6 protein-coding genes are annotated in these 4509 nt (G+C 40.3%); 5 read left to right on the top strand and 1 reads right to left on the bottom strand.

Annotation, left to right across the window (positions count from 1 at the left end; genetic code table 11):
* The first annotated feature begins 28 nt into the window (after positions 1-28).
* From D908_RS04260 to D908_RS04275, 4 genes are all read left to right on the top strand, one after another.
* Positions 29-415, top strand: a complete 387-nt coding sequence (locus D908_RS04260) for an MmcQ/YjbR family DNA-binding protein (RefSeq protein WP_005526364.1) — start codon at positions 29-31, stop codon at positions 413-415.
* Between the two features lie 136 nt (positions 416-551).
* Positions 552-1094, top strand: coding sequence for a hypothetical protein (locus tag D908_RS04265; protein ID WP_005526361.1), 543 nt, complete (start codon positions 552-554; stop codon positions 1092-1094).
* 636 nt (positions 1095-1730) lie between these two features.
* Complete coding sequence (locus D908_RS04270) at positions 1731-2189, top strand: hypothetical protein (RefSeq protein ID WP_005526357.1); 459 nt, start codon at positions 1731-1733, stop codon at positions 2187-2189.
* 142 nt (positions 2190-2331) lie between these two features.
* Complete coding sequence (locus D908_RS04275; protein ID WP_005526355.1) at positions 2332-3018, top strand: DUF4145 domain-containing protein; 687 nt, start codon at positions 2332-2334, stop codon at positions 3016-3018.
* A 210-nt stretch (positions 3019-3228) separates the two neighbouring features.
* Here the strand turns inward: D908_RS04275 and D908_RS04280 are convergent, their stop codons facing one another.
* Positions 3229-3642, bottom strand: coding sequence for an aegerolysin family protein (locus D908_RS04280; protein WP_005526353.1), 414 nt, complete (start codon positions 3640-3642; stop codon positions 3229-3231).
* Between the two features lie 505 nt (positions 3643-4147).
* Here D908_RS04280 and D908_RS04285 point away from each other — a divergent pair.
* Positions 4148-4330, top strand: coding sequence for a DUF645 family protein (locus D908_RS04285; RefSeq protein ID WP_005526351.1), 183 nt, complete (start codon positions 4148-4150; stop codon positions 4328-4330).
* Positions 4331-4509 lie beyond the last annotated feature (179 nt).

Here is a 4509-nt window from a genome sequence, read left to right as displayed (position 1 = left end):
GGCGTTATGAGGCTATAGGAAAACGAAGATGAATCACGATGAGTTCAACCAATTTTGTCGTTCCTTTCCTGCTACTACATACGTAGTGCAATGGGGTGGCTCTCATGTTTGGAAAGTGGCTGGAAAAGTGTTTTCTATTGGTAGTATCGGCAAGGAGCAGCAACCTGTTTTTACTTTCAAAACATCGAATTTGAACTTTGAGTATCTGAGTGAGCACGATGGTTATATTCCCGCCCCTTACTTCGCCAACCGAGGGATGAAGTGGATCCAACAAACTGAGACTTCAGGTGTATTAGACGAAGAGTTGAAGTATTACTTGTCTGAGTCCTACCGTCTTGTTGTGCTCGGGCTCAGTAAAAGGTTACAGAAAGAATTGGGAATTACGCCAAGAGCAGACGGTGAATCCGCCTCATAACAAACGCCTCAAGAGGGACTATCAACGCGTGGTGTTTCCAGTCCCATTGAGCCGCGGTGGTTGCAGTTGTTGTGTTTGAGTTTGGTTGTTATGCGTTGCCAGCCCCTTAGGCGGGCGTTAGTTTATTGGGAGTGATATGTCTGATTGGATCAAAGTTTTTGGTAGTGGATTAATAGTCGGTGTAATAAACGTTTTATATCATCATTTCAATTCAAATAAGACAGGAAGAATTGAGTATCTCGAAGACCAAATAAATAATTTGTACGGCCCCTTGTATTTTTACTGTTCAACGAATCAAGTGATGTTTAGCATATCGAACAAAATATCAAGTGGTTTGGACTCAGAAGGTGCAAACCTTACCTCGGAAGAAATAGAAAGTACAATTAGTACAATGAATAATTACGCCGATCAAATTAGCGAAAATAACAAAAAGTTAAGCCAGATTTTAAAGGATAATCTTTCATATTGTGATGTTTCTGATTGGGATATGTTTCAAATTTTGCTAGTAGATGCTTTAAGGTCTGATGTGGAGCAGCTAAATGGCAAAATCACATTACCGATTGATGTTTACAAAAAAGTAGGGGACATTCACTACACACGAACAGATATAAACAAATATGTGGAATCTAGATATCTAGATAAAAAGAAAAAACTCGCAAAACTGAACAAAATAAACTAACAAACGCCTCAAGAGGGACTGTCAACGCGTGGCGTTTCCAGTCCTAATGAGCCGCGGTGGTTACGTTTGTTGTGTTTGAGTTTAGTGGTAATGCGTTGTCAGCCCCTTAGGCGGGCGTTATGCTTAATCAATTAAAATCAGTGGTTTATGGCTTTCTTTGTTCCCTCAGCTTCTCGGTTTTGTGTTTGTCGGCAAGTTGGCTTTTGTGGGCGCTATTTTCTGGACATCCATTCTTGGGCGCTAAAAATTCAGAGAGTTGCCTCAATCAATTTTAGGGTAAGCGCGAGGTTAGGGCGGTTGGCTCAATCAGAAATCCATTTCTAGGTTTTCAAACTTCAAACTAGATTTGCCAAAATTCTGAGCCTGATTGTCAAAACTATGATTCATTTCGGTTTTCTACGTTTTGGTTTTTGTTTGTAAATCAAAGTCGAGTTAATCTTGGTTCTATTAAAACGTAACCCATTGAAGCTTAAGCATAACAAGGCGTTTAAGCGGGATTCATGCCGCGTGGCATTTTTGGTTTGCGGTGAGTTTTGGTGGTGAAAGTGGTCTGCGGAAACTTGGTTTAGGTGGCACTCACCCCTTAACGCGGCGTTATGTGATTGATGATAATTGCAATTTATCGGAGAACAATAAATGAAAGATGGGCCTGTAGGAAATCCGAAAGAGATATATGGGGAAATTGGGCGTCTTATTTGGTCTATTTTCCCAGAAGATGCTTTAGAATCATATTTCTATTGCCAATCATTCCCTTCATTTCAAGACTATAAGTTTAATTGGTTAGATGTTGATGGGAGTATCTCTTGGTACCCATTTGAGCAGCATCCTGACGATGTACTACATTTGATTTCAGTACAATTACAAGAACTACAAAAAAATCAGATATTTGAAAATGACCGCTGGACTCATTGTAAAGTAACTTTGACTGATAAATGTAAATTCAATATCGTGTTCGCTTATGTAGATGAGGATGACTCATGGAGCGGAGTCTATATGAAAGGAATCAGCGAGTTGACTTTAGAAGAACTTGAGGGCGCTTGTGTTCCAGAAGATATTTGGCAACATAGAAAATCATCAACCAAGTCAGGCACATAACAAATTGCTTAACAGGGACTCCTAACGCTTGGTCACCTTCATACAAATCAGCTTTAGTGTTTAGGGCACAAATTTCAAGTTGGGTGGAATAGCGTTGTCGCCCGTTAGCAAGGCGTTATGTTTATCGAGGAAATTGAGAAGTATGATACATCAAGTAAATATTGGTAATAAGCATGTTCAAATCAATGAGTTTGTATCATCGTGCTCAGAATGTGGAACGCAAATAGAGCCTGTAGATACAGGCTTAGTGAACTGGATTCAAGACTCTAAATACATGATGGCTACTGAATTTGAGTGGGTTCTTCAGTGCCCTGCTCAAAGGTGTAAGAAATTAATCATTGCACGATACTCTATGAAATCAGAAAGAGAGGGGACTATTAATGGTTTCTATAGTCTTTCGCAAGTTGTGCCAGCAGGTTTAAAGCCTGTCGAACAACATGAAGAAGTAGAGAAAATATCGCCGTTATTTGTCGAAATATTCAGCCAAGCAACCCATGCTGAAAGCTTGGGATTGAGCCAAATTTGTGGTGTTGGCTACAGAAAAGCCTTAGAACATTTAATTAAAGACTATTGTATTCATACTAATCCTGATAAGCGTGAATCAATTCAGAAAATACAGCTCATGAACTGTATAACATCATTTGTAAAAGACGCTAATGTATTGGCTTGTGCAAAGAGAGCTACTTGGCTTGGAAATGATGAAACGCATTATGTTCGTAAATGGGCGACTCAGGACATCAATGACCTAAAGGTATTAATCAAGCTCGTAAGTAACTGGATCGTCAATGATGTACTAACAAAGCAATATATCGATTCCATGCCAGAATAAACATAACAAACTGTTCAAGAGGGATTCGCAACGCGTGGCATTTTTACTATGCGTTGGTTTTAGTGTTTAAGGTGGTATGTGGCAGCTTCTGTATTGCGTTGCTCACCCCTTAACAGGGCGTTAGGCTCCTTTTCATTGAGCGTTAATCCGGTGGAGAGGAATGATGTAAAGGCGTTGCTCTTTTCTGCAACGCCTTGTGCTACTATTTTGTTATGTCGTGTGTTTTTTGATCACTTCGACAGTTAGGACTCCAATCGCTCCAGAGTTCATAGAGCCACCAGTAACGGAAACAACATAGTTTCTATTTTGATTGCACTGAGACCAACTGTTGGATTTGCTGCCCCACGGACAGTCCCATACTAAAGTAACAACTTTTGTCGAACCGTCATATAAATCAAATGAACCTTGTGTGCCTGACGCTGAGTCGGATCGTCCACAAGAACTAACTATATTGAAGCCTTCTTGCCCGATTTCAACTACTTGACCATTGACATCATCGGGAGAAAGTTCATCATCCTTGTTGTCGTACCTGTAGAATTTGCCCCAACTGTGTTGAGCATTTTTTACTGTTAGGTTGCAGTTATCAGCGATTACTGTGTAGCTAACCCATTGTGCATAAGCCATTTGTGAAACTCCTTTTTATTGTTGGAATAAACTCGTGTTTGAACCGTTATGTCAGTTCATGACTTAAAGTCAGTGAATACAGTTCGAAACGAGCTATTTATAAATGTAGTGGCCAAACCAATATGCAACTATATTTGTATTGTGAATTGGTCTAATAAATTATGTAATTTACATTTAGCTTTGTTACCTAGTGACAAATCAAAAGGCCTAACAAGGCGTTTAAGGCGGATTCACAACGCTTGGCATTTTCGGTTTTATTCAGTTTAAGTGTTTTCGGCACAATGGTTTAGGTTAGGTGGTCGCGTTGTTCACCACTTAACGCGGCGTTAGCTTCTTTGAAGCAAGAATCATCAAAATCTTGAGTTTAATATTCTTAAAAATCAGCTTCATGCATTGAAAGTTCACGGGTCAGCCTTTGTGTTTCAATCGGATATTTACGTGGCAGAAAACGTTGAAAGTCCAGCAGTTTCAAAGTCGCTGAAAACCATCAAGCTTCGATGCTTCAATGTTGTTGGATGTTCCACACGGAAAGTTTGGTTTCACAAAAGGCTGCATCATCGCTGTGATCTTGCTTTCTTTGTCGCGGACTCTTAACCGTGGCCAACTTAACCTTGATCGTTTTGAGTTTTGGCAGCTAACTTCACAGCTTTTGGCGTTGGACGTGTGTTTGTGTGATGCTTTTGCTTAAAATGCCTTTCAAGAAAAGGTGTTAAAAATTATTGTTAAACAATAGGCTACGAAGCTAACAAACGCCTCAAGAGGGACTGTCAACGCGCGGCGTTTCCAGTCCCATTGAGCCGCGGTGGTTACGGCTGTTGTGTTTGAGTTTAGTGGTAATGCGTTGCCAGCCCCTTAGGCGGGCGTTAT

The organism is Vibrio mimicus CAIM 602, from assembly GCF_000338875.1.
Taxonomy (GTDB): domain Bacteria; phylum Pseudomonadota; class Gammaproteobacteria; order Enterobacterales; family Vibrionaceae; genus Vibrio; species Vibrio mimicus.
Note: the sequence above shows the minus strand (reverse complement) of the source record. Positions and strands in the feature narration are given on the sequence as shown.

What these genes read in the sequence shown, in the direction of transcription:
- D908_RS04260 (WP_005526364.1), top strand. Translation starts at nt 29, where the DNA reads ATGAATCACGATGAGTTCAACCAATTTTGTCGTTCCTTTCCTGCTACT.
- D908_RS04265 (WP_005526361.1), top strand. Translation starts at nt 552, where the DNA reads ATGTCTGATTGGATCAAAGTTTTTGGTAGTGGATTAATAGTCGGTGTA.
- D908_RS04270 (WP_005526357.1), top strand. Translation starts at nt 1,731, where the DNA reads ATGAAAGATGGGCCTGTAGGAAATCCGAAAGAGATATATGGGGAAATT.
- D908_RS04275 (WP_005526355.1), top strand. Translation starts at nt 2,332, where the DNA reads ATGATACATCAAGTAAATATTGGTAATAAGCATGTTCAAATCAATGAG.
- D908_RS04280 (WP_005526353.1), bottom strand. Translation starts at nt 3,642, where the DNA reads ATGGCTTATGCACAATGGGTTAGCTACACAGTAATCGCTGATAACTGC.
- D908_RS04285 (WP_005526351.1), top strand. Translation starts at nt 4,148, where the DNA reads ATGTTGTTGGATGTTCCACACGGAAAGTTTGGTTTCACAAAAGGCTGC.